Below are 25613 nucleotides of genomic sequence, written 5' to 3'. Positions count from 1 at the left end.
CAATGTCTGATTCACAACAGTTTCATATCGGTCTTATCGGATTGGGAGTGATGGGAAAAAATCTGGCCCTCAACATGGAAGAGAAGGGGTTTCCTGTCGCCGTCTGGAACAGGCGCAGCAGCAGCTTGAATGAGTTTCTGCAAGAGAATCAGGGCAAACGGTTTGGTGGTCATTCGGAGTTGAGCGGTTTTGTCGCCATGCTCGAACGTCCCAGGCGTATCCTGTTGATGATCAAGGCTGGCGATCCGGTTGATCAAGTGATCGAACAACTACTGCCTCTGCTGGAGCCGGGGGATATCATCATGGATGGAGGAAACTCCTGGTTTGAGGATACGCAACGGCGTGAAGCCCGTTTGAGGGAGTTGGGCCTGCACTACGTGGGTGTAGGGATCTCCGGTGGAGAAGAGGGCGCCCGGCACGGTCCTTCAATGATGCCGGGAGGCTCTGCAGACTCCTATACCGAGGTTAAATCGGTATTTGAAGCGATCACGGCACAAACCGAAGCCGGTCCATGTGTCACCCATGTAGGACCGGATGGCGCCGGCCACTTTGTCAAGATGGTGCACAATGGCATCGAGTATGCCGACATGCAGTTATTGGCGGAAGCCTATGATCTGATGGCACGCGGGCTCGGTTTGCAGGAGCAGGACATCGCTGAGGTGTTTGATCAGTGGAACCAGGGACCGATGGAGTCTTTTCTGGTCGAGCTTTCCGCCCAGGTGATGAAAGTCATGGATCATGAGACCGGAAAGCCGTTGGTCAGCCTGGTGATGGACAAGGCGGGACAAAAAGGCACCGGACGTTGGACCGTTCAGGCCGCCCTGGAGCAGGGGGTTGCGGTCCCTGGCATCTCGGCTGCTGTCGATGCCAGAGTGCTCTCATCGATGAAGCAGCAGCGGGTCGCTGCAGCCGATTTGTTGAAGGGACCCGGTGCTTCAGCAGGTGTGGATCATAAGGCCATACTGGCCGATCTGCATGGCGCGATCTATGCCTCGAGAATCACTGCCTATGCCCAGGGTATGGCATTGATCCGCAGCGCCTCTGATCGCTATCAATGGTCGGTGGACCTGGCGGAAACGGCAAGGATCTGGAAAGGGGGGTGTATTATCAGAGCGCGCCTGCTCGATCCGATCAGAGTCGCCTTTTCCAACGATCCTGAACCGGTCAACCTGATGATTGATTCTGAGATGAGCCATCAACTGCAAGGGCTCCAGGGCGCCTGGCGCCGGGTGACCGGTTTTGCGCTGACAGCGGGTATTCCGCTACCGGTGATGGGAGCCTGTCTCAGTTATTTCGACAGTTACCGTACTGAACGTCTGCCACAAAACCTGATACAGGCGCAACGGGATGCTTTTGGCGCGCACACCTACGAACGTATCGATCAACCGGAATTTGGTTTTGTTCACTCTGAGTGGTTGGACGAGTGAATGCCTGATTAATATAGGTTATTGGCCCGGCCCCAAGTCAGATAGCCGGTTGTTTTGCAGGCACAATGTTAGTATCAGTTTTCGTTGTCATTTGTGCGTAGCAGGAGCGGATTCTTACTGTCTCCGACAAAAAATAATTCATAAATTGAATTAATCAGATTGCCTTGATGCCCGCTGACCGTGATGTTAGAGGATCAGTTATTCGTTTTATTGCCATAGGTCAGTGAAATAGCTTTAAAGCTGATTGGTCAATCAATTTCTCAGGTAATTTGCCGCTCTGAATATATAGGGTTTTTAGGCAGGTGGCAGAGATTGGTAGTTAAAGGATTAAATTGATGCTAATTAAAAAAAATGCTCAACTTTTTCTTTTGCTTTGTGTTCTTTGTGTGAACGGAATTCCTGATCTGTATGGAGAGGAGGCTTTTCTTGTAGGCTTTGCACAGGATACGCTGGCAAATGACTGGCGCCTGGCCCAGGTCATGGAGGTAAAGAGGGAGTTTGAACGACACCCAAACATAAAGTTTATCTATACCGATGGAAAAGGTGATACCGCACTGCAGGTCCTGCATATCGAGGAATTGGTGAGCCGTGGAGTGGATTTGTTGATGGTAAGTCCACGAGAGAAGAGTGCTCTCACGGATATCATTACAAAAGTCTATAGCAAGAACATACCTGTGGTGCTGCTCGATCGGGGAATTGATGGGGACGGATTTACCACGTTCATACATCCGGATAATAGAAGAATTGCCAGAGCTGCTGCCGAATATCTGCTTAAAGTTCTAAATAATCGTGGTCATATCCTTATGTTGGTTGGCGTTCCCGGCGCCACGCCAACAATACACAGAAGTGACAGTTTTACCGAGATTATGGCGCAACACCCGGCTATCACCATTACCCCCATTGTGGGTAACTACCTGCGAGCGGATACCATGCTCGCTTTGGAGCAATTACTCGAAAAGGGCCTCTCTTTTGATGCCATCTATGCACAAAGTGACAGCATGGCCGCAGGTGCAAGAATGGTGTTGCGAAAGCACGGTATCGAGCCCAGTTCCATACCGATTATCGGTATTGACTATATTCGGGAAGCTCAGCAGGCCATTCGGGATGGGGATCAGTCGATCAGCTTTACCTATCCAACGGGAGGTAAGGAGGGAGCCTATATTGCCAATCAAATACTGAGTGGTAAGGAAGTACCGAAGGAAATAATCCTGGAGTCCATAAAAGTGACTCGTGAAAATGCTGATATGGTGCCGCCTATCTTTTAATTATGATTCTCTCAATTAGTGTCAAGCAGCTACTGTTCACCTTATTGATAACCGCTCTGTCGCTGGTTACGGCGGGTTTTTTTATAAATAAAAGTCTGCATGAGTATCACAGGGATTCCGCCCTTAAGGAAACAGATATTCATGTGCAGAATATCAAGAAGTCTATTGAAAGAATTGAGCGTAAACTGATATTGGAGGCAGATGCGATCGCAGTAGAAGAGCAGATCATCGCGTCTGTACACCTTGTCAATAATTATCAAGATATACTCAACTACAATGCTGTGCTTTTTGATCAGGAAAAGAAGCAGGTTGGTGTGCGTATTTTAGCTGCGGTCAAGTCAGGGGAAGCTGATGAGGTTTATGTATATGACCGTGATGGGGATCTGGTTACCTACGTGTCATTTGGTAATGAGCGATATACTATGGGTATTCAGAGCTATAAGGCCGGTAAGGCATCGCTGAATATCATCAGGACTGACGAGTTTCAAGGAAAACAGGAGCCGATCTATGGAGACTCTCTGGATGTTCAGATAAAACAGAATAGGCCGACGCTTGATGGTATTGCTTACCATCGCGACAAAAATGGATTGACGGTCCAATATACTCAACCGATAACAAAAAACAGAGGTAATGGACTACCTGAAAGAATAGGCACTGTGGTACTGGCAACCAGATTGGGTCAGGAGTTTGTGCGTTCTACAGTACACCCACCAATGAGGTTCGATATCTTCGATGCAAATTATCAACTAGTTGTATCAAGTCATAGTGAAAGGTTGATAACCAGTGATTCATTGCGGAAGGTATTGCTGCATGAAGGTCTGGTGGGTGATCAGTTATATGAAAATGAATATGTTTTTTTCAGTCTTGCTAAATTGCAGCTGCCTGATAACAACTCGGTCTATTTGATCTCGAGTTATCCGGTCAGTGCCTATCAGATAGCGGCTGAAAAAACTCGCGATGCGGTGATCATGGCTATGTTGATTACTGCGCTGTTCGCAATTCCATTGAGTTTGCTGTCGCTGAACAAATTTATCCGTCGGCCAATGGCTCGATTGATGGATGGTGTTGAGCAACTACGTAGAGGAGACTACAGCACGCGACTTGAAATTGATACCCATGATGAGTTGGGTGATCTCGCCGCAGCCATGAATCTGATGATCAGAGACATCAAGTCTCGTGAAGATGAATTGAATACGATTATCGACCAACTACCACTGATGCTGTTTGTGAAGGATGCAAAGACACTCAAATTTACCAATATGAACAGTGCTGGTGTCAAGCTGTTAGGTTTACCAAAAGAGGCATTTATAGGAAAGAGTGATCATGATTTCTTTCCTGCCCAACAGGCGGATCATTTTGTCAAAAATGACAGAGAGGTACTAGCGGACAGAACGATTCTTGAAATACCGGAAGAGAGTATCAATACACCTATTGGAGAACGGATTCTACATACCCGCAAGGTTCCGATCTACAGCGATAGTGGCGAGGCGATGTTCCTACTTGGTGTGTCAGAGGATATCACAGAGCGTAAAAAGACAGATATCCGACTGAGGCAATGGGCTAAGGCGTTCGATAGTACCAATGACGGGGTGATGATTACTGATCTCGAGGGTGAGATTCTCGATGTCAATCAGGCGTTTCTGGGGATTAATGGATATCAGAAAAATGACGTCATCGGCCAGAACCCGCGCCTGTTTAAATCTGGGCTGCACAATGATGATTTTTACAAAGAAATGTGGCATTCAATCCGAAAAGAAGGCAGTTGGTGTGGCGAGATCTTTAACAGGCGAAGGAGCGGTGAGGTATACCCAGCATGGGAGACGATCAGTACAGTCTATGATGACAATCGAGACGCTAGCCATTTCGTGGCAGTTTTGTCAGACATATCACCGATCAAAAAGACCCAGGAAAAACTCGATTATCTTGCGCATCATGATCCATTGACAGGGTTACCAAATCGCATTTTACTGAATGACAGGATGCAACATGCGATCGACAGAGCAAGCCGGGATGGCATTATGGCAGCTGTCATGTTTCTTGATTTGGATCGATTTAAGAATATAAACGATTCATTAGGCCATCCTGTCGGTGATGAACTTTTACTTTCAGTATCCAATCGGCTTCAGGCGAATCTTCGTGAAATAGATACCATCTCAAGACAGGGGGGGGATGAGTTTGTTCTGATATTTGAAGATATAAAGGAGATGGATAACCTGGTCGATATGGCGGGTAAGGTTCTTGATACATTCAAACTGCCATTTGAAGTAAGTGGTCGTGAGATGATTGTGACGGCAAGTCTTGGTATCAGTCTCTATCCAAATGATGCGCAAGATGTCACAACTCTGATCAGGAATGCAGATGCGGCGATGTACAGAGCAAAAGAGCATGGCAGAAACCGTTTTTGGTTCTATACCGAGGATATAACAAAACAAGCAGCGCAAAGGATAGATATAGAACAAGCATTACACGATACAGTTAATCATGGTGAGCTGTTACTGCATTACCAACCACAACTCTCACTGCGTGATCAGCGTATTGTCGGTGTTGAGGCGTTGATCCGTTGGGATCGGCCAGGATATGGGATAGTAATGCCTGATAAGTTCATACCTTTGGCGGAAGAGACGGGTGATATCAATACAATTGGTGAATGGGTGATTTACAGTGCCTGTCGACAAATGATCCATTGGCAGAAAAACGGGTACTTTCTTGAACATATGGCGATCAATATTTCACCAGTACAGATTAGACATACAGATCTTGCGCTTATCGTTGAAGAGGCTTTGAAAAAGACTGGATTAGAACCCTGTAGATTGGAATTAGAGGTAACTGAGGCTATCTTCCTTCAGGATACGGAACATGTTGGAAAAACCCTGAAGGCGTTGGATGAACTTGGGGTCCGCCTGGCGCTGGATGATTTTGGAACAGGGTTTTCATCATTAAGCTATTTAAAGGATTTTCGCTTCGATCGCCTAAAGATCGATCGATCTTTTATTCGGAATATAACCAAAGAGAGCAATGAGCAGAGTATTGCTAATTCAGTGATCGCCTTGGGGCATAGCCTAAATATGTCGGTATTGGCCGAAGGTATCGAAGAGCAGGGACAGCTTGACTGGTTGATCGAAAAGGGATGCGAGGTCGGTCAAGGTTACTTTTTCAGTAAGCCGGTAGAAGAGTATAAAGTAGAAAAACTGCTTGAAACTGCCGGTATCAAAAAGGTTAAAAAGAGCTGAAATCAGTCAATGTATTAAAGGTCCTGCCAGTCGGTCAATAAGAGCCCAGAAAGAACTCCAGCAGATCCTCCGCCTATAATCCCACCAACCATAGCATCGGGTAGCTTTAACTGGATGGTTGTCAATGCCTCGATCAAAGGCCCTGCCATTTCGCTGTCAATGGAGCTTATCATAATGAAAAAGCTTAGCGTCACGAAACCTGAAACACCTACTCCAACCATCAGGCCGTCACCAATCGGGGGTAGAAGGTTATCGTATAGTTTGATAAATCCAGGAACCAGGAAGACATAGATTATCCCGGTCAGCGGGCACATCAAGGCGATAATGATAGCAATAGGGAGTGTCGACAGAAAACCTGAGAACAGAAGATAGACAATCGATACCAACCAACCGGAACTGAAACCAGCCAGGGTTTTAGCATCAGCCCGGTTGACTCTTGATCCCATAGAAAAAAGCCCGTACAAAGCACCGATTATGCCACCTAAAACTGCAGTGAGTATCATAATGATCATGAGATTGACAGGTTTTTCAGCCAATATGAAAAAAAAGATACAGACAGGTGAAATGATGACGGTCATCAGTACTGCAAGCCGCATACTGCTGTAAATCAATGCGCCAAGGGTTGCGGAGAGAACACCGGCAAAGAGATAGGAATTAATCGGGAACTCCCAGAACTCGGCGAAAGCTGAAAAGACGACGAAAAGCATCGCATAAAGGAGACCGATAAAAGCCCAGATTGCACCCCGTATCAAAGCCTCTTTTAGACGGATAACAGAAATCATGGATGATCAATCAAATTGTGTAAAGTTGGTTTAGAAGAATACCTGTGTAAGGCAGTCAGACCTATGTTTTATTTACCCATTAACTGTTCAGGTATAGCGCTTTCTCATCTTGCAGACTCAACCAGCCCTTGGCTATGCGGTAGATCAACCATACCGCATTTATAAACAGAATCGCATAACCAACCAAAATTATGGTTGTCATAAATCCGATGACTGACCATAACAGTACGAACCAGAAGGTTCTGATCTGCCAGCGGAAATGGGATTCCAGCCAGGTGCCTTTGACGTCATCGCGCTTAACATAGTTGATAATCACACCCACCAGGAGCGTGATCACAAACAGAAACGAGGCAGCCTGGAGGGCATAGACTCCAACGGTAAGTGTTACCTCGCGCTCAAGATTCTTAGTTTGGTCAGTTGCGGGGTTGTTCATGCTTAAAGAATATCTTCACGGTTATAGATTCCACCGGGCTTGTTAAGCAGATCCAATTTGCCCTGTTACGCCTGAAAAAACGCCAGATCTTCGACACCATTGTACACCATATCAAATCGATATTCGTTATGTAGCATTTGCTACTGAAGCTGCATAACGGCTGCTGTAGTTTAATTCCTGACTACAACAGAGGTAATTACTATGAAAATGATGAAGTTCTTTATCGATACCCACAGCCAAGAGCATGAAACCTTTCCCGCAGGACTGACAAAGGAGCAATTTGAGCTGTTTTATACACGATACGAACAAGCGTGTATGGAGGAAGATGTTGTACCGTTGAGAATTCATCTCAATTACGAAGATGCCCGGGCATTCTGCTTCACCATGGCTGAGGATGCAGAAGCCGTTCAAAGAGCCCATGAAAGGGTTGGGTTGTCATTTGACAGCATCACTGAGGTCACAACGGTAACCCCGGGTGACACCTTTTTTCAACGGTGTGATACCTAGGTTCTGTTAACACCAATCCAACACGCACAGATGAGACCGGTTCTGTCTCTAGCAAAGCAGAATGAGCGTGGTGTTGCCTGGCGATAGGGGTGAATCATAACCCCGCCGGGCAAATCAGAACTTTGGATAGATCTCCAATCAACCCACAACCGGCAGGAACCCGGCTGTGGGAGATAGCCAATAGCCGAGGATGAACTGATGTTGAATCTCACAATTATGAATTTTTTAAGTGTGGCGCTGGTTGCCTTGGTGGTTGGGCTCGCGGTGCTGTTCACCATGGTCCGCTACGATCTTGGGCCTAAAGGTCGGCTGGCAAAGAGTGGGCAGTGGTTTCTGGCGACCGCATTGGGTACAGGGATTCTGTCGCTGGCCGTCAAATTGATGATAATTCTCACGGTTACCAATTTCCCCGGTGCTGTGATCGAGCCTTTCATTGAACAGCCCGATGTGGAGCCAGTCATCTCTGAGTATGATCCACTGCTCGGGATACCGGCCTCAAAACGATTTCTCTGGCAATCGCTGGATTCGGATCCAGTAGCGGGTAATCAGGTAGCGAGGAGCTCGTCCCCCTATGTCTGGCAGACCCTGCCGGATCAGGCGCCGGCACCGGAAAACAATCCAATGACCACTGAGAAAATCGTGTTGGGTAAAAGACTCTTCTTCGATAAGAATCTCTCCCGGGACAGGACACTCTCATGCAGCTCCTGTCATGATGTGATCGGTGGCAGCGGGGATGACGGACTGCCGACATCGTTGGGCATCAACAACCAACTCGGTGGGCGTAATGCGCCAACTGTCTGGAATGCCGCGTTTCAATCGGTGCTGTTCTGGGATGGCCGCGCCGCTTCCCTGGAGGAGCAGGCGAAAGGTCCACTGATCAACCCGATTGAGATGGGTATGCCCTCCTGGGATGAGGTCGTACAACGGGTACTGGACGACAAAACCTATATACCCCTGTTTGCCGATGCCTTCGGTGCTGATACAGTGATCGATATCGAGCGGATCGCAGAGGCAATCGCCAGCTATGAAAGGACTTTGATCACACCGGATACCCCTTATGATCGTTTTGTACGGGGTGACCTGGATGCGCTCTCGGCAAAACAGTTACGTGGGATGGCATCATTTCAGAGCCTGGGTTGCGTCAACTGCCACTTTGGCCCCAACTTCAGTGGCGCCAGTCTGTTTGATCCACGGGCCCCGCTGCGGATATTTCCAATCTATCCAACCCCTTTTGAGCAGCAGTATGAGTTGACCCGGGATACAGGCGCCGCAATGGCAGGAACTGGTCGTGGTAGCTGGCGGGTACCATCGCTGCGTAATGTCGCCTTGACCGGCCCCTGGCTGCATAACGGTTCAGTGAGTGAGCTCAAAGAGGTGGTGCGAATCATGTCCAGTGTTCAGTTGGGACATACCGGCCGCTATCTGGTCTGGTCGGATGATCACAAAGTCATGACCAAGCTTGATCGTCCGGCTTTGAACGATGAAGAAATTGAGGAACTTGTCGCTTTTCTGCAATCGCTCAGCAGCGATACACTCCTCGAGCGGATCAAACTTGCCAAAGGAAGCAGAGATGAAGCTATAGTGTCCCAATGATCAATTTCCCAAGATGATGCGTGGTGCACTGGAAACGGATGGCCGGTAGATGAGTTAGGCCGTAGTGGTCATAAAACCGTCTGTTCATCTGACTAAATCCGTTCATTACCTGAAAGAAATCGTTGCTTTTTGCCCACCCCTTACGCATGGGTTAACATTTGCTACCGCCGGTCTGTCGATGCAGGCTGGCGGTTTTGTGTTCTCAGAAGTAAAGGAGCAGATGTGGCTGAAACATTTCTCGAGCTCACGCCATCCGGTCAGGAATTGTTTGAAAACGGTGTCGTGCGAAAATGTTTTTCAAAACCTACCGCGGTGATTCACAAAGGGCAGGTGGTATCCGGCGCCTATCTGGTTACCCAGGGCCGATTGAGGGTCTTTACTTACACCCCCCAGGGGAGTGAGGCGACACTCTATTTTCTTGACCCTGGAGAGACTTGTGTGTTGGCACTGAACTGCCTGTTCAATGATCTGCGTTATCCGGCCTGGGTCGAGACCGATGGGGATACCCATGTGGATGTGATTCCGGGTGCACTCTATCGCAAGCTGTTCGAAGCTGAATCAACTGTACAGAATCTGACGGTGAAGGCGCTCTCCTCTCTGGTATTCCGCCTGATGGAGGAGTTGGAGCAGGTACATGCCTGCAACCTGGATCAGCGTCTGGCCAACTTCATTCTCAGTAACGCCTCGGAAGAGGGTATATTACGCATGACCCAGCAGGCACTGGGAGGACATCTGGGGACCACCCGTGAGGTCATCGCCCGTCTGATGCAGGGCTTTGTCGCTGAAGGGGCTGTGGAGACCCGCCGTGGTGCCGTGGTCATTACCGACGCCGCCAAGCTGGCGCAGCTGATCGAACCGGCAAAACTCTAGTGGGTCCGGCTGATCGTTGCCTTATTTACCGCGTGGCCCACTAGGCCTTCAGGGACACATTTATCGTCAACTGGTTTATTATTCACTTATGTGATGCAAAGGAAGTTCACTCCCTTGGCCCTGTCGGACATGAACTTACTCCGACAGCGCACCTCGATTTTAAACCAATAGGCCTCAATTCCAGTGGATGATCAGTTGACCAGCTACACCAAGATTCGGGTTACCCGCTCAATTACCATTCCCGACCCGATCAAGATCAGTCGCTGTCAACGGTTACCGGAACTGGGCCCCAGAGTGCTCTTTTTCAGTGGCGGTACCGCTCTGAACAGCGTAAGCCGGATACTCAAAAACTACACCCATAACTCAATTCATCTGGTAACCCCTTTTGATTCCGGGGGAAGTTCTGCAAAGTTGCGCCAGGCTTTCAATATGCCCTCGATCGGCGATCTACGCAGTCGCTTGATGGCCTTGGCGGATGAAAGTGTGACCGGTCATCCCGAGATCTACAAGCTCTTTACCTATCGTTTCCCAAACGATTCCAAACGAGCTGAGCTGATTAAGCAGCTGGAGATGATGATCCGGGGCCGCCATCCGATGATCGAGTTGGTGCCGAATCCCATGCGACGCATCATTCGTAACCTGCTGAGCTGCTTCTATGATGCCATGCCGGTGGATTTCAATCTCAAAGGAGCAAGTATCGGTAACCTGATTCTGACCGGCGGATATCTGAATAATCATGAGCATCTCGATCCGGTCATTTTTCTGTTTGAGAAGCTGGTCGGTGTGCAGGGTACCGTGCGTGCCATCGTCAATGCGGACTACCATCTGGCGGCTGATTTGGCGGATGGTCGTCAGGTGATCGGGCAGCATCTGCTGACCGGGAAAGAGGTGGATCCGCTGGTCTCGAATGTCACCGATCTGTTCCTGTCGAAATCGCTGCATGACTATCAGCCGGTGAAGGTCAAGCTGCGCAAAAAGAATCAACGGCTTATCGAGCAGGCTGAGTTGATCTGCTATCCTCCGGGCAGTTTTTACTCGAGCCTGATAGCCAATCTGCTGCCACAGGGGGTTGGTGCCTCGATCGCAGCCAACGACTGCCCGAAAGTGTTTGTGCCCAATCAGGGGGACGATCCTGAACAGATTAATATGAACCTCAATCAGAGCCTGCAGCAACTGATGCGCTACCTCCGGTCCGGCACCTCTCAGACAGTCGCCTCCGAACGACTCCTGAATTTTGTCTTACTCGATAGCAGGCACGGCACAGTGAGTGCGGATCAACAACATGAGTTGTGGAAAAAATGGGGTATTCAGCTGATCGATGTACCCCTGATCACCCAACAGAGTGCCCCCAACTATGATGCCAATCTTCTGGTTTCCGCCTTGCTCTCATTGGCCTAGGATGATGAATCGTCTCTCGTCTGTCACTCAGCATTTAATTGGAACAGAGGCCATTTTATAAGCTATAAAGTGTAAAGGGTCGGTGCTGGAATTGGCCCAGGGGGATTTTTATCGACCTGCTGACTGGCTGATCAATCGCTGACACGCTTGGTCATGGGGTTAGGGTCGGCTTGCATTTGTAGGTACTTATTCAATGATTTTCAATGGGTTGTTCGATCTATCTCTACTTGAAGTTATTCTTCTGACCTTGGGGCTTACCCACATCACAATTGTTTCGGTTACGGTGTTTCTGCACCGTCATCAGGCCCACAAAGCCCTGACGCTGAATCCAGTGATCAGCCATTTTTTCCGCTTCTGGCTCTGGTTGACCACCGGTATGGTGACCCGGGAGTGGGTGGCCATACATCGCAAACACCATGCAAAGTGCGAAACCGAGAGTGACCCGCACAGCCCTCAGACCCGGGGGCTGGGCACCGTGTTATGGCGGGGGGCTGAGCTCTATAAGGCGGAAGCGGGCAATCAGGAGACCTTGGAGCGTTACGGGAAAGGGACTCCAGATGACTGGATCGAACGGAAACTCTACCAACCCCATAACTTTTTAGGTATCAGTCTGTTGTTGGTGGTGGAGTTTATCCTACTGGGGCCGGCCGGAATCACCGTCTGGGCGATACAGATGATCTGGATTCCATTCTGGGCGGCTGGGGTGATCAACGGCATTGGCCACTTCTGGGGCTACCGAAACTTTGAGATCCCCAACACATCAACCAATATTGTTCCCTGGGGCATTCTGATTGGCGGTGAAGAGCTGCATAACAATCACCATGCGTTTGGCAGTTCCGCCAAGTTGTCCAATCGCTGGTTCGAGTTCGATCTGGGCTGGTTCTATATCAAGCTCTTCTCCTATCTGCGTTTGGCAAAGGTACTCAAGGTGGCTCCCAAGCGCGCCTTCGTTGCGGAGCGGCCTCAACTTGACCTGGATGCGATCAAAGCCTTGACCGTGAATCGGTTGCAGCTTTTCAGTGACTATCGCCGTCGGGTTCTGAAACCGGTATTTCGTGCCGAGATTCGTCAGGCGGACAAGCCCTTGCGACGGCTCTACCGTAATGCACAGCGTCTGGTTCGTCGGGATGCGATGTTGTTGACTGACAATGATCGCCAGCAACTGCGGGATATTCTTGATCACAACAGTGCGCTGGACAATGTCTATCAGTTTAAACTGCGACTGCAGAAGATCTGGGAGCAGCAGGCATCGAGCCATGAGAAGCGTCTCGAAGCACTCAGTCAATGGTGTGCCCAGGCAGAGACCAGCGGGGTGGAGGCACTGCAGGAGTTCGCAGCTTTTCTGCGTCGCTATAGTATGACGCCGGTGCGGTGAGTGATCGATTCGCCGCTAAAAACCTGCTATTGGAAAAGACAATTTAGGCCGCAGTTGAAAGCAAATAAGAGTCGCAAAATAAAATAGTGTTTGCGGCCATTAGCGGTGATTTGCGTTCATTCGCGGCCTAAAAGTCTTACTCGCAGACTACAACTGCTGAATCTTCTCCAACTGAGCCTGCAGGCTTTCCAACGCTTTGCGGCTTTCCGCCAGTTTGTCTCGCTCTTTCTGAACAACTGCTTCAGGCGCCTTGTCGACAAAGTTGGGGTTGGAGAGTTTTTTGTCAGTACGCTCCGCATCAGATTGCAGGCGGTTGATCTCTTTTTCCAGTCGCTTGATTTCAGCGGCCTTGTCGATCAGGCCGGCGAGGGGGATCAGCACTTTCATCTCACCCACCAGGGCAGTAGCGGATTCCGGTTCCTTATCCTCCGGGGCCAGGATCTCAATCGATTCGGTCTTCGCCAGAAAATCGAGAAACGGGCGATGCCGTTCCGCATACTGCTTGTCACTCTCGCTGGTATTGGCCAGCAGCACAGGCACCGGCTTGCCGGGGGCAATATTCATCTCACCTTTGATCTTTCGAATGCCAAGGATGAACTGCATCACCCAGGCCATCTCACTTTCAGCCGCTTCATCGATCAGAGACTGACGTGCTTTAGGGTAGGGTTGATTCATGATCGTTGCGCTGGATTCCGCTGGCATGTCTCCCGCAGTGGCCGCAACGACACCGGCTATGGGGGCAACACGCTGCCAGATCTCTTCGGTGATGAAAGGCATCACCGGATGGGTGAGTCGCAACAGATTTTCCAGTACCCGCACCAGGGTACGTCGGGTACCCCGTTTCGCCTCGTCACTGGCCTGCTCGTTGTTGAGCACCGGTTTACAGAGTTCCAGATACCAGTCGCAATACTCGTTCCAGGTGAACTCATAGATCGCCTGGGCGGCATGATCGAAACGGTAGCCGTCGATGGCATCGGCCACTGCCTGCTTGGTCTTCTGCAGGCGCGACAGGATCCAACGGTCAGCCAGGGAGCGCTGCAGCCTGCTGGCTGCGGCTGAGTGTCCGGTCTTGATTTCGCCGATTGCGCAATCCTGGCCTTCCACGTTCATCATCACATAACGGGCGGCGTTCCAGAGCTTGTTGCAGAAGTTGCGATAGCCCTCGATACGTCCCATATCGAGCTTGATGTCACGGCCGGTGGCGGCCAGTGCGGCAAAGGTGAAACGCATCGCGTCAGTGCCGAAGGCGGGGATGCCGTCCGGCAGACTTCGGCGGGTCATCTTTTCGATCTTTTGCGCCAGATGGGGCTGCATCATGCCACTGGTGCGCTTGCTGACCAGGGACTCCAGGTCGATGCCGTCGATGACATCAATGGGATCGAGCACATTACCTTTGGACTTGGACATTTTATTGCCTTCGCCATCCCTCACCAGGCCATGCACATAGACCTCCTTGAAGGGCACATCGTCCATGAACTTCAGACCCATCATGATCATCCGGGCCACCCAGAAGAAGATGATATCGAAACCGGTGACCAGCACATTGGTTGGGTAGAAATCTTTCAGACGCTCGGTCTGCTCCGGCCATCCCAGGGTAGAGAAGGGCCACAGGGCGGAGCTGAACCAGGTATCGAGCACATCCTCGTCCTGTCGCAACAGATAGTCATCCGCAAGATTGTGCTTGCTTCTCACCTCCGCTTCGGAGCGACCCACATAGACATTGCCCTCATCGTCATACCAGGCGGGTATCCGGTGTCCCCACCAGATCTGACGACTGATGCACCAGTCCTGGATATTGCGCATCCACTCGTAGTAGGTGTTTTTCCAGTTGTCCGGGACAAAACGGATTTTACCGCTCTCTACCGCCTCAATGGCCGGTTTGGCCAGGGGGGCGATCTTCACATACCACTGATCGGTAAGGAATGGTTCAATGACCGCGCCGGAACGGTCCCCCCGGGGAACCATCAGTTTGTGATCCTCGATCTTCTCCAGCAATCCCTGCTCCTGCAGGTCGGCCACCATCAGTTTTCTCGCTTCATAGCGGTCCAGGCCCACATATTTCTGGGGCAGCAGGCTACCTTCTTCCGTCTCATTGTCGCGGATCGCCGCATCGATGGTGAAGATGTTGATTAGACCGCCGTGGATCTGTTCACTGATATTGATCTCATCCCGGTGACGCTGCCAGACCGCATAGTCGTTGAAGTCGTGGGCCGGTGTGATCTTCACGCAGCCGGTACCGAATTCAGGGTCGACATGCTCCTCGTCGGCGATGATCGGGATCCGGCGGCCGGTCAGCGGCAGCTCCAGCAACTCACCGATCATATGCTTGTAGCGTTCGTCGCTCGGATTCACCGCAACCGCGCAGTCACCCAGCATGGTCTCCGGGCGGGTTGTGGCGACAATCAGATGGCCCTGGCCGTTGGTCAGAGGGTAGCGCATATGCCACATGTAGCCATTCTCCTCTTCGGAGAGTACCTCCAGATCGGAGACCGCGGTGTGCAGTTTGGGATCCCAGTTGACCAGGCGCTTACCCCGATAGATCAGTCCCTCCTCGTAGAGTCGGACAAATACCTCTTTGACCGCATCGGAGAGCCCGTCATCCATGGTGAAGCGTTCGTGTTGCCAGTCGAGGGAGGAGCCCAGCCGGCGCAATTGCCGGGTGATGTTGCCGCCGGACTCCTGTTTCCACTCCCAGATCCTTTCGATGAACTTCTCCCGTCCCAGGTCGTGGCGCTTTTTCTGTTCCGCCTCAAGCTGGCGCTCCACCACCATCTGGGTGGCGATACCGGCATGGTCGGTACCGGGCTGCCAGAGTGTCTGGTCACCTTTCATCCGGTGATAGCGGATCAGTGTGTCCATGATGGTGTTATTGAACCCATGTCCCATGTGCAGGTTGCCGGTGACATTGGGTGGGGGAATCATGATGCAGTAACTGTCACCGTCTGTTTTGGTTGGTGCGAAATAACCGCGCTCCTCCCAAGTCTGATACCAGCTTTGCTCAATGGCGTGTGGGTTGTAGGTTTTTTCCATGGATCTATTAATGGTCTAGCAACAAAAAAGGAGTATTATAACCTGCTTGAACACGGGTCTGTTAACACTATTCCAAACTGTTTGTGTTGTCCCGGATAAATAGGCCAACAGCACCGATTGGATCAGCGATAACAGCCCCCACGGCAGATATTGCAATCTTGCTGTGAAGACAAGGACTGGGGAGGGTGGTCTTTTTCTTCGCGCTGATCATAGCTTCACAACAGACCTGAACACTATTGGGCGACTATAAAAACCAAGGGAGAAGCGACACCATGAGTAATTCACGACATGTCTTTGCATTCGATAAGGGTGACGGAAAAAACAAGAAACTGCTCGGAGGCAAAGGTGCAAACCTTTGTGAAATGACCCAGTTCGGCTTGAATGTGCCACCGGGTTTCGTCATCAGTACGGAAGCCTGTCTCGACTATCTGGCAAACGAAAACAAAGTGTTGCCCACCGAATTGATGGAAGATGTGCGTACTCACATGCAGCAGGTAGAGGCGTCCACCGGCAAGGGTTTCGGTGATCCGGCCAATCCGCTGCTGGTCTCGGTGCGTTCCGGATCCGCCATGTCGATGCCCGGAATGATGGATACCATCCTCAATCTTGGACTCAACAGTAAAACCCTGCAGGGGGTCATCGAACAGACCGGCGACCCTCGCTTTGGTTACGATGCCTATCGTCGCTTCATCCAGCTGTTTGGCAAGGTCGCCCTGGGGGTTCCTGATGAGGCCTTCGATGAGGAGTTCGAAGCGGTCAAGCAGAATGCCCATGTGAACGAGGATGTAGGGCTCTCCGCTGAAGATCTTCAGGAGATCAGTGAGCGTTTTCTGACCGTGTTCGAACAGCAGACCGGGCGTCCCTTTCCGGAAGATCCCTATGAGCAGTTGGAGATCGCCATCAAGGCGGTTTTCGGCTCCTGGATGGGCAAACGGGCGGTGGACTATCGCCGCCAGTTCAACATCACGCCCGATATGGCTAACGGCACGGCCGTCAATGTCTGCACCATGGTGTTCGGCAACCGGGGTAACGATTCAGCTACCGGTGTCGCCTTCACCCGTAATCCGGGTACCGGTGAGAACAAACTGTTCGGTGAATATCTGGTCAACGCCCAGGGAGAGGATGTGGTGGCCGGTATCCGCACACCCAAGCCGATTGCCCGCCTGACAGATGAGATGCCGGAGATGGCCACTCAACTGGAGACTCTGCGGCAGAAGCTTGAGGCGCACTACAAGGAGATACAGGATTTCGAATTCACCATCGAACAGGGCACGCTCTACTGTCTGCAGACCCGCAACGGCAAGATGAATGCCATGGCAATGGTGCGCACCTCAGTGGAGATGGTGGAAGAGGAGCTGATCAGCCGCGAACAAGCCCTGTTACGCATTGATCCTGCCTATCTGGAACAGATGCTCTATCCCCGTTTAAACAATGTGGTGAAAGCCGAGCCGATCGCCCAGGGGCTGCCCGCATCGCCGGGTGCTGCCAGTGGTGTGGCGGTATTCGACGCGGATCGGGCCGAGATGATGGGTAAGGATCAGGGGCGGCAGGTGATCCTGTTGAGAGAGGAGACCAAGCCGGAAGATATCCATGGCTTTTTTGCCTCAGAGGGTATTCTCACCAGTCGTGGTGGCAAGACCTCCCATGCCGCAGTTGTCGCCCGGGGTATGGGTAAGCCCTGTGTGGCGGGTGCCGAAGGCATCAGTGTGGATGTGCAGCGGCGGGAGGCGATTGCCAAAGGCACGGTGATTCGGGAAGGTGACATGATCACCATCGACGGCAGCAGCGGTAATGTCTATCTGGGCAAGCTTCCCATGGTGGAACCCGATTTTACCGAGGAGTTGAATCGCCTGTTACGCTGGGCCGATGAGGTTGCCTACCTGCGGGTGATGACCAATGCGGATACCCCAACCGATGCCAAGCGGGCGCTCAAATATGGCGCCATGGGGATCGGACTCTGTCGTACCGAGCGCATGTTCAATGCAGTGGACAGACTGCCGGTGGTGATCGAGATGATCGTCGCGGAGTCTCCGGAACAGCGCCAGGCGGCCCTGGATAAACTGCTACCCATGCAGCGGGGTGATTTCAAGTCGATCCTCGAGGTGATGTCACCCATGCCGGTGACCATCCGTCTGCTGGACCCACCCATTCATGAGTTTCTGCCGACAGAGCAGCAGTTGCTGCTCGATCTGGAGGAGTTGCAGCATCTGCGAAACTCCGTGCGGGGAATGAATGTACTGGCCGGCAGCATGATGTTGCTGCAGGATCCGGAGAATGCCAAGCAGGAGGCTGACTCACTGCGTCATTTGGTGGATGAGAGTCTGGTTGAGCAGGCGATCGAGAAAAAGGAGACCATGCTGCGTAAGGTCAGAACCCTGACCGAGACCAACCCGATGCTTGGGCATCGAGGGGTGAGGCTGGGTATTACCTTTCCTGAGATCTATTCCATGCAGATCCGCGCCATTCTGGAAGCGGCTGCCGAGTGTGCCGCCAAGGATCTGGAAGTACATCCGCAAATGATGGTGCCCCAGGTGTGTACCGTTGAAGAGTTGAAGAAGGTGCGAGAGATGGTGGATGAGATTCGCGCCGATGTGGAGGAGAAATCCGGACATAAGATCAACTTCCGTTTCGGCACCATGATCGAGGTGGTGCGGGCCTGTATGCGGGCCGACTCACTGGCGGAAGAGGCGGAGTTTTTCTCATTTGGCACCAACGACCTGACCCAGGCCACCTTCTCATTCTCCAGGGAGGATGCGGAGAACAAATTTCTGCCCATGTATAACCAGAATGACATTCTGAAGGACAACCCATTTGAGGTGCTGGATGAGAAAGGTGTCGGCAAACTGATGCATCTGGCTGTGGAGTGGGGGCGTCAACACAAAAAGGAACTCAGTGTGGGTATCTGCGGTGAACATGGCGGACATCCCAGCTCCATCGAATTTTGTCATCGGGCCGGTCTGAACTATGTCTCCTGTTCGGCGCCCCGTGTGCCGGTAGCCAGGCTGGCTGCCGCTCACGCCAGTCTGTTGAATGGTTCAGGCAATACAAAACAAAACTGACGGCGCCAGTAAAATTTCTGTGTTCCGGAGATTGCCTACTGCTGTGCGGAAAAAATCAGTGCGTTTGTGTTTATTCGATGATCATGGTGATGCTTCACCTGATTACTAGCCTGAGCATCAGCGTATTCGGTGGGGCATGGCCCCACCCTACATCCTGAAATCGGTGGTGGGGTGGGGCCATGCCCCACCAAATCGGGTTTGAGTAAGCACCATTCAAGTCTGTTTTGTATTGCCTTGTGCAGAATATGAATCTTTGATTGTGAGTCATTGCTATGGCTTATACCCATCAAAATCAAGTGCTGCATAGCTTTCAGCCAGATGAAACGTATCTATTCCCGACATAGCGGGCGAATGCCGGGATCCAGAAAGTGCTGCAGCCCGTTGAGTAATGTATTTCACAAATGAATGCTAAGCACCGCAAGACGTGCGCAACAGATTTTGTGATCATGTCCCGGCTAAAATCAGTCTGACCAGTTAGCAAGCCATCATCCACGGTGGGTCTGAACACTGTGATTGTCTTCTTTCAGTTAGGGTCTGAATCCATCTGCTAGGATAGAGCGTAGTTCAATAACAAAAAACAAATTTGATAAGGAATTTATTCCATGAACTCACGCAAGCTTGTTCTTCTGTCGGTTATCGCGATTGCCATCATACTGTTTTTCGTATTCGACCTAGACCAATACCTGACCCTCGAATACTTAAAATCCCAGCGGGATGCGATTATCGCCTGGAAGGATGCACAGCCACTTCTGGCCAGTGTCAGCTTCTTTGTCGTCTATGTTGCGGTTACCGCACTGTCACTGCCTGGCGCTGCGATCATGACCCTGGCCGTCGGTGCGGTATTCGGTTTTGTCTGGGGACTGATACTGGTCTCCTTTGCCTCCACCATCGGCGCTACCCTGGCATTTCTGATTGCCCGGTTCCTGCTACGGGATACGGTTCAATCCAGATATGGCGATCGTCTCAAAGCGATCAATGAAGGGGTCGAGAAGGATGGTGCGTTCTATCTGTTTACCCTGCGCCTGGTGCCCATATTTCCATTTTTCGTGATCAATCTGCTGATGGCCTTGACGCCACTCGGTACCTGGACATTTTACTGGGTCAGTCAGCTCGGAATGTTGGCCGGTACCATTGTTTATGTGAATGCAGGCACCCAGTTGGCTTCTCTGGAGAGTGCTTCCGGCATACTCTCTCCGGCACTGATCGGCTCGTTTGTGCTACTTGGTCTGTTTCCACTGCTGGCGAAAAAAGCGGTTGCCATGATCAAACAGAGAAAAGCCCTGAAAGGGTGGCAGCGACCCTCGGATTTCGACCGTAATCTGGTTGTTATCGGTGGCGGATCGGCGGGTCTGGTCTCGGCCTATATCGCAGCCGCCGTGAAGTCCAAGGTTACCCTGATCGAGAAGCATAAGATGGGTGGGGATTGTCTCAATACGGGCTGTGTGCCCTCGAAGGCGCTGATTCGCAGCTCCCGTATACTTAATCAATCCCGACGTGCACAGGAGTGGGGGTTCGATGCAATCGACGTGAAATATGAATTCAGTGAGATCATGCAACGGGTGCAGCGGGTGGTCAAACAGGTGGAGCCGCATGACTCGGTGGATCGCTATACCGGTCTGGGTGTGGATGTAGTCGAGGGTGATGCAAAGATCACCTCCCCCTACAGTGTCGAAGTGAACGGTATCGAATTCAGAACTCAGAATATCATCGTTGCCACCGGCGCCAGACCCTTTGTGCCACCGATCAAAGGAATCGACAGGACAGACTATCTGACTTCCGACAATCTTTGGCAGTTGCGGGAGAAGCCGGAACGCCTGTTGGTTTTGGGCGGTGGTCCGATTGGTTGCGAACTGTCGCAGGCGTTTGCCAGATTCGGCAGTCAGGTGACCATTGTCGAGATGATGCCGAGATTGATGATCAGGGAGGATGAGGATGTGGCCGAATTGGTGGCAGAACGCTTTCGGGAAGAGGGGATTAAGCTGTTGGTCGGTCATAAGGCGGTGGAGTTTTTCCAGGAGGATGGGGGGCAGGTGTTGATCTGTGAACATAATGGGGAGCAAGTGGAAGTGACTTTCGATCAGGTGTTGGTTGCAGTAGGACGAAAACCCAACACAACCGGGTTTGGCCTGGAGGAGCTGGGAGTTGCTCTCAACCCCAATGGAACCCTGGCAACCGATGAGTATCTGCAAACCTCGATTCCCACCATCTACGCTTGTGGTGACGTGGCTGGTCCCTATCAGTTCACCCATACCGCAGCACATCAGGCCTGGTATGCCGCAGTGAACAGCCTGTTCGGTTTGTTTCGCCGCTTCAAAGTGGACTATTCGGTGATCCCGTTTGCCACCTTTACCGATCCGGAGGTTGCCAGGGTGGGGCTGAATGAGTTGGAGGCTCAGCAACAGGGCATCGACTACGAAGTGACCCGCTTCGATCTTGCTGAACTGGATCGTGCGATTGCTGAAGGAGAGGCCCGCGGTATGGTCAAGGTCTTGACACCGCCGGGAAAAGACCGGGTGCTGGGTGCCACCATCGTGGGGGAGAATGCGGGTGAATTGATCGGTGAATTCACCGCAGCCATGAAGCATGGTTTCGGCTTGAACAAGATACTTGGCACCATACATATCTATCCAACCCTGTTCGAAGCCAACAAGTATGTGGCAGGATCATGGAAGCGTGCTCACAAACCGGAGGGGCTGCTGGCCTGGGTGGAGCGCTTTCATGACTGGCGGAGAGGTTGAAAAGGTACTCTCTGACGTCGTATGAACTGTGATATTCTGTCGGCTCCCGATTCGTCGACAGAACCCTGATGAGGTGAAACCATGCTGTTGCGTCGCATGATCAGAACAGTTCTTTTGATAACACGGCACCAGACAGAGACAGAGAACCGGCCTGAAGCGAGATCTCGCCGGGTAAATGGCCACTATGCACCGCAGCGCTTGTTAGCCCTGGTTGGGCTGCTCTTTTTTGCCAGCGAGGGATTCGCGGATAGTCATGCCTGGCAAGGTGCTCTGCAGGATGGCAGTCAAATAGCGATCGATCCCAACACCAATAAGGTCACCCGTACCGCTGAAGGGATCAGCTCGCCGCTCTGGGACGGCGTGCACAGCCTGGACAATGGTGCGGTGATCATCGTACGTAACGGGGTTGTGATCAAAGATGTGGCAATCATCGAAGCACAGCGTGAACAGGAGCGCGACCGGCTCAACGCGGCCTGTATGCAGCTGGTGAGAAAGGTCTGTGGTGAACATAATGAGTGCAGTGATCAACCCGCTTGTAATCCCGCCCGCCAACTGTTAGCCATGGAACGGGAAGAGCTGAACGAGAGCTGGGCGGGTATGGTGCTGGAATCCTCCACACACTGCCTGGAGGGACTCGGCAACGAGGAGTTTTTTAAAACCTGTAAGCGATCCTCCGGGGAAAAGACACCCTGTGAAACGTTGCAACTCAAGGTTTGTGGTAAACAGAATCAATGCGCTGAGCGAGAATCATGCGGCGCTGCCAATCAGCTGGTAACCATGGAAAAACAGGATAAGTTCTCGGTTCCAGGCGGCTTTACCTATGCGACAGCCCAGTGTCGGGATGTCTTGGCGAAGCAGAACGACTTTTTCGAATTGTGTGAGTAGTCCGCTGCTTGGGCCAATAAACACGAATCCAATGCGTCCTGTTGTGCCTCAAGGGGTGGGTCTGTTGTAGCCGGGCTACACCAAGCTCATTCTGCCATGCTGGGCACAAAAAAACAGACCCATCAAGACGTAATGGACTCGTGTCTACAGGCCCTAAAGTGTCGGAATTCTTAACAATTTGTTCAGGTGTTCAGGCTGAGTTTATTCAACCACCTAGACAACTTTTGTTGAATATTACCGAAATGGTGTGCTTTTTTGGCGTTTTCGGCGTCGAATTTATTTACACCTGTCATGAATTGTGAATTGTTCAGTTTGCTTTGTTGATATAAATCAAACGGTTATTTCTTGTGGCACCGATATTGCGAGTATAGAAGTAAGAAAACCAATCGGAGAGACAAGATGTTAAGCAGTACTCAACAATTTAACGTATGGCCCGAGGACCCGGCATGGCCAGATCCTTTTGGTGATGACCCCTACGACATCAGCCTCTAACGGATCAGCCCGATATCCCTATCTGGAATTTTTGTACGTGGCTAACTACCGGCTATAAACCTGCCTCAACACCCAAGTTGTAAGCCCTCTTCGGGTTATCTTCGTCTCTCCCTTACGACCAGCAATGACAGTTTTGCCCATGAGGGTGAGCGGGTGTGCCCCATTTAAACGGCAAAAAAAACCCGGCAGGGGATGCCGGGTAGAAAAAATCACTTTCGAGGGAGAAGTGATGATTAGTGAATAAACAGTCCACCGTTGACGGGCAGATTGGCGCCGGTCACATAGGTGCTGGCATCGTCCGCAAGAAAGGCAACAGCCTGGGCGATCTCTTCCGGCTGACCCATACGGCGCATTGGAATGCCGCCAATGATGGCCTCGCGAACATCGTCACGCATCGCCGCAGTCATCGCGGTTTCGATGTACCCGGGTGAAACGGTGTTGACGGTAACGCCTTTGGCTGCACCTTCGTAGGCCAGAGCCATGGTGAAGCCATGCATGCCGGCTTTCGCGGCTGAGTAGTTGGTCTGTCCAAACTGGCCGCGCTGACCGTTGACCGAGGAGATATTGATAACCCGACCAAAACCCTGCTCAACCATACCGGTCCAGACTGGGCGGGTGACATAGAATACGCTGTTGAGGTTTGTGTCGATCACCGCATCCCATTGATCAGAAGTCATCTTCTTCATGGTGGTGTCACGGGTGATACCGGCACAATTGACCAGAATATCGACCTGACCAAATTTTTCGACAATCTCACTCATCAGGCTCTCACCACCTTCAGGTGTGGAAACATCGCCTGCAACAACTTCGACCTGAGCGCCTTGCTCCTGTTGGGCCTTTTTCCAGGCATCAACTTGATCGGCTTCGGCAGGATGACAAGTAGCAACAACCTTGGCACCTTCTTCGGCGAGACGCAGGCAGACAGCGGTACCGATACCACCCAGACCACCTGTGACAACAGCGAGTTTGTCTTTACAGCTCATTATTCTATGTCCTCATCTTTAAGAAATTTCGGATTTCATCTTAATGACGATTTTCGGTAATCCCTACCACTTGTTTCTGCTGTTCCAGGATGACTTTTTGAGTCGAAACACCGCGTGATGGGCGCGAGCAGAACATTGGGAATCGTCATTCAGCCTGCCTTTTATGAAAAAACCGGCGCACGAGGCGCCGGTTTTCACGGCAGCTGGTCAGCTTGCGATTAAGCGGCTTTCTCAGCGACTTTGCTGATCTGCTCGTTGGCAGTAGCCAGGTTGCTCTCGTACCAGCTACGGACTTCCTCACCGGTCTTCTGGCTCATTTCAACAGCCTCACGGGTTTTGGTCATCAGCTCTTCACCCAGCTTGCGGGTCAGGTCCATCTGGCCACGAACGGCTTCATGGTAGTCTTTCGCTTCAGAAACCAGTTTCAGCTGTTCCATGCTGGTGTTCATCAGGGAACTGACCGTGTTGATCTGAGCTTCCATCACCTGGTTCCAGGTTTTCAGGCTGATGTCGGTCAGCTGACGGAAACTGTCGTAACCGGTCGTGTTGAACTCATTGATCATCTCGATACTCTCTTTTGCGTTTGCCATGGTATGTGCTCCTAGTTGGTTGTGCGTTGCAGCATTGTTGCGGTGCAGCATAAGGCAGATTCGAGGGCGTGTCAAGAAAAAAATTGTGCGGCGCACAAAATATTTGCTGTCGTAGCGCACAAGCCGCTGTGCACTCAGATGGATGATCAGAAAAGAAAGAAAATTATCTAATAAAAACAGATGATTATCTGTTTTCGTTTATTGCTGAAAATGGAGGGGAATTGTTACTTCTCCTCCTTCTTGGGGCTGGAAAAACCGGCTGCGGAAAAAAAATCTTTCTGCATATCGGTCCACAATTTCATATTGTTTTGAGCCAGATTTGTCATCGCGGTAAAGGGGTCTTCACCCATGTTCTTGCGGATCTGCTCCTGTTGGGTGGTGAACATCCCCAGGCTCTGCTCAAGATAGTTACCAAAGATACCCTGCAGAGTGCCGCCGTAAAAGCGAATGATCTGTGAGAGCATGTTGGCCGTAAACAGAGGGTTACCACCGGACTCGCTCTCCAGAATGATCTGCAGCAGAATGGTGCGGGTGATGTCGTCTTCCGTGGTTGAGTCGATGACTTTGATGAGTTCACCGCCGACGATCAGCTGGCGCAGCTGTGAAAGGGTGATGTATTTACTCTGCTCAGTATCGTATAACCGGCGATTGGGATACTTTTTGATAAGACGATCTGACATATTCCTGACGCTGTTGCTTAATCAATTGCACCAGTTTACAACAATCAGGCCATTGAACCTAGAAACCGTAGGTGATCTGGATTATCTGCCGTAACAGATCGATTCGTGAATTTCATCTCCACCTTTTGGCTGTTCTTATTGGTGCAGCGTGGATTTGTGGTTTTTTCCGGTGAAACCGGCAGGATCGACAGGCGTAGTGTTGAGAGTGAATGATCGCAGAGAAAATGCTCATGCCGGCCGGCAATGAGCACCCCCAGAGGGCAGAGAAGCGCCTCT

17 protein-coding genes are annotated in these 25613 nt (G+C 51.2%); 11 read left to right on the top strand and 6 right to left on the bottom strand.

The annotated features are described in order from the left end of the window. Positions 1-2: 2 nt before the first annotated feature. From gnd to AC4IE8_RS16830, 3 genes are all read left to right on the top strand, one after another. Positions 3-1427 carry an NADP-dependent phosphogluconate dehydrogenase gene (gene gnd / locus AC4IE8_RS16840; protein WP_068987197.1) on the top strand — a complete coding sequence of 475 codons (1425 nt, stop codon included), beginning with the start codon at positions 3-5 and terminating at the stop codon, positions 1425-1427. A 386-nt stretch (positions 1428-1813) separates the two neighbouring features. Further along, positions 1814-2692 (top strand): substrate-binding domain-containing protein, encoded by an 879-nt coding sequence (locus tag AC4IE8_RS16835; protein ID WP_490791508.1) that lies wholly within the window; start codon positions 1814-1816, stop codon positions 2690-2692. Positions 2693-2694: 2 nt separating this feature from the next. Next, on the top strand, positions 2695-5922 hold the full coding sequence (locus AC4IE8_RS16830) for an EAL domain-containing protein (RefSeq protein WP_068987196.1): 3228 nt from the start codon (positions 2695-2697) through the stop codon (positions 5920-5922). Positions 5923-5936: 14 nt separating this feature from the next. On the opposite strand, the gene AC4IE8_RS16825 is transcribed toward AC4IE8_RS16830, so the two are convergent. Both AC4IE8_RS16825 and AC4IE8_RS16820 read right to left on the bottom strand, forming a co-directional pair. Then, the gene (locus AC4IE8_RS16825) at positions 5937-6704 is read right to left on the bottom strand and encodes a hypothetical protein (RefSeq protein WP_068987195.1); all 768 of its coding nucleotides are present in this window, start codon (positions 6702-6704) and stop codon (positions 5937-5939) included. Between the two features lie 79 nt (positions 6705-6783). Then, positions 6784-7137 (bottom strand): DUF4870 family protein, encoded by a 354-nt coding sequence (locus tag AC4IE8_RS16820; RefSeq protein ID WP_068987194.1) that lies wholly within the window; start codon positions 7135-7137, stop codon positions 6784-6786. Positions 7138-7338: 201 nt separating this feature from the next. Here AC4IE8_RS16820 and AC4IE8_RS16815 point away from each other — a divergent pair, with 201 nt between their 5' ends. The 5 genes from AC4IE8_RS16815 (at position 7339) to AC4IE8_RS16795 (ending at position 12880) form a co-directional block, all read left to right on the top strand. Next, complete coding sequence (locus AC4IE8_RS16815; protein ID WP_068987193.1) at positions 7339-7644, top strand: nickel-binding protein; 306 nt, start codon at positions 7339-7341, stop codon at positions 7642-7644. Between the two features lie 198 nt (positions 7645-7842). Further along, positions 7843-9237: a cytochrome-c peroxidase gene (locus tag AC4IE8_RS16810; protein ID WP_068987192.1), complete on the top strand. Its 1395-nt coding sequence runs from the start codon at positions 7843-7845 to the stop codon at positions 9235-9237. Between the two features lie 222 nt (positions 9238-9459). Next, positions 9460-10107: a Crp/Fnr family transcriptional regulator gene (locus tag AC4IE8_RS16805; RefSeq protein WP_068987191.1), complete on the top strand. Its 648-nt coding sequence runs from the start codon at positions 9460-9462 to the stop codon at positions 10105-10107. Between the two features lie 195 nt (positions 10108-10302). After that, positions 10303-11505 (top strand): GAK system CofD-like protein, encoded by a 1203-nt coding sequence (locus AC4IE8_RS16800; RefSeq protein ID WP_068987231.1) that lies wholly within the window; start codon positions 10303-10305, stop codon positions 11503-11505. Positions 11506-11701: 196 nt separating this feature from the next. Next, on the top strand, positions 11702-12880 hold the full coding sequence (locus AC4IE8_RS16795) for a DesA family fatty acid desaturase (protein WP_490791515.1): 1179 nt from the start codon (positions 11702-11704) through the stop codon (positions 12878-12880). A 147-nt stretch (positions 12881-13027) separates the two neighbouring features. Here the strand turns inward: AC4IE8_RS16795 and AC4IE8_RS16790 are convergent, their stop codons facing one another. Continuing rightward, complete coding sequence (locus tag AC4IE8_RS16790; RefSeq protein WP_068987189.1) at positions 13028-15910, bottom strand: valine--tRNA ligase; 2883 nt, start codon at positions 15908-15910, stop codon at positions 13028-13030. A 272-nt stretch (positions 15911-16182) separates the two neighbouring features. Between AC4IE8_RS16790 and ppdK the strand changes: the two genes are divergently transcribed. The 3 genes from ppdK (at position 16183) to AC4IE8_RS16775 (ending at position 22592) form a co-directional block, all read left to right on the top strand. Beyond that, positions 16183-18969 carry a pyruvate, phosphate dikinase gene (gene ppdK / locus AC4IE8_RS16785; protein WP_068987188.1) on the top strand — a complete coding sequence of 929 codons (2787 nt, stop codon included), beginning with the start codon at positions 16183-16185 and terminating at the stop codon, positions 18967-18969. A gap of 602 nt (positions 18970-19571) precedes the next feature. Next, entirely contained in the window at positions 19572-21707 is a 2136-nt protein-coding gene (lpdA, locus tag AC4IE8_RS16780) for a dihydrolipoyl dehydrogenase (RefSeq protein WP_068987187.1), read from the top strand. A gap of 81 nt (positions 21708-21788) precedes the next feature. After that, positions 21789-22592, top strand: a complete 804-nt coding sequence (locus AC4IE8_RS16775; RefSeq protein WP_490791507.1) for a hypothetical protein — start codon at positions 21789-21791, stop codon at positions 22590-22592. Positions 22593-23317: 725 nt separating this feature from the next. Here the strand turns inward: AC4IE8_RS16775 and phbB are convergent. The 3 genes from phbB to phaR all read right to left on the bottom strand — a co-directional run bounded on the left by phbB (position 23318) and on the right by phaR (position 25337). Continuing rightward, a complete protein-coding gene (gene phbB, locus AC4IE8_RS16770; RefSeq protein WP_068987186.1) occupies positions 23318-24067 on the bottom strand; it encodes an acetoacetyl-CoA reductase in 750 nt (249 codons plus the stop codon). 218 nt (positions 24068-24285) lie between these two features. Then, complete coding sequence (locus AC4IE8_RS16765) at positions 24286-24657, bottom strand: phasin family protein (RefSeq protein ID WP_068987185.1); 372 nt, start codon at positions 24655-24657, stop codon at positions 24286-24288. A 224-nt stretch (positions 24658-24881) separates the two neighbouring features. Further along, positions 24882-25337 carry a polyhydroxyalkanoate synthesis repressor PhaR gene (phaR, locus tag AC4IE8_RS16760; protein WP_068987184.1) on the bottom strand — a complete coding sequence of 152 codons (456 nt, stop codon included), beginning with the start codon at positions 25335-25337 and terminating at the stop codon, positions 24882-24884. Positions 25338-25613 lie beyond the last annotated feature (276 nt).

The sequence above is a fragment of the Candidatus Thiodiazotropha sp. AKAK2 genome, assembly GCF_058244685.1.
The sequence above is the reverse complement of the archived record's forward strand: the minus strand, read 5'-3'. Positions and strand labels throughout refer to the sequence as shown.